The organism is Nitrosomonas communis (genome assembly GCF_900114745.1).
Taxonomy (GTDB): domain Bacteria; phylum Pseudomonadota; class Gammaproteobacteria; order Burkholderiales; family Nitrosomonadaceae; genus Nitrosomonas; species Nitrosomonas communis_A.
The window spans coordinates 1-1,033 of record NZ_FOUB01000194.1 but is presented as its reverse complement, the minus strand read 5'-3'; the positions used below and the strand labels follow the sequence as shown (position 1 = coordinate 1,033).

Below are 1,033 nucleotides of genomic sequence, written 5' to 3'. Positions count from 1 at the left end.
GGGATTGCGCCACCGACTATGAAGCACTTTCGGTTCAACGCAACGCCCCTCGTTGGATCAAGGCATTGATTCGTTTCGGTTTCATTACGAAACCAGCCTGATCTAACTATTTCTAATTTTATGGCTTTCAGTAGCCAGATTCCCACTCACCCATAATAAGGGTTCTTTCACGTTAAACACGGGCATATCGTACTGGCGGTGATTAACAACGAATATACGGTCAAGCGATTGTATGCCTGCAATGGCGCGATTGAACTGCACGCTGAGAATCCAGCCTATCCACCCATCCGTTTTCGGGAACATGAGGAGTTGCAGGTGTGGGGAGTGGTTGTGGGAACGGTAGCACGCTTTATCGTGTGATCATATATAGAGCAAAGAAATATCTGATTAATCGAATCAGAAAAGGTAACTCTGTAGAGTTGAGAAATGTCAAAAGTGATAAGTATTTCAGGTTGCGTGCTGATGTATTTGTAGATGGTATTAATGTGGGGCGAAGATGATTAATAAATCTCTAGTACCCCTATTCATGGGGAAATAGGAAAGAGTGGTATGATTAGCCAGCAACTTTGGCAAGCTCATCTGGTGCACAGGACGACCTGAATAATTATCTTAGCCAGCATTCACATTAATAATTTTATCAACATACTCATCCCATGCAGCATTTGCTAGAAACTCAGCATCTTTAACCGGAGGTTGGCTTAATATTTCAAGGGTGCCTGTACGGCAGCATTCCTAATATTTATTGACGCACCAGGTAGCTAAGAATGAGGAAATAAATTGTGTTTTAAAAGACTCTTCCTTCATTTGCATCTTCAAGATTAATAAAATCTTTTTCACAAAAATATGAGTTGCATGAATTAGCAAGAACAAAACCAAAGTACAGATCGTTACTGTTATCTGTCAAATAAGTGTTTCATACAGTCGGCATTTTCACCTATTAAAGATAGCTTAATTCATGTAGACGTAAGGATTTGGTTGAAGTATAAGAAATCTTACCGGTGCAATTTCTTGTAATACATCGACTATATATAAG

At 39.8% G+C, this 1,033-nt stretch carries 1 pseudogene; it reads left to right on the top strand.

The annotated features are described in order from the left end of the window. Positions 1 to 183 precede the first annotated feature (183 nt). A pseudogene (locus BM122_RS21385) lies at positions 184 to 360 on the top strand (LexA family protein); the annotation flags it as partial. Positions 361 to 1,033: the final 673 nt, after the last annotated feature.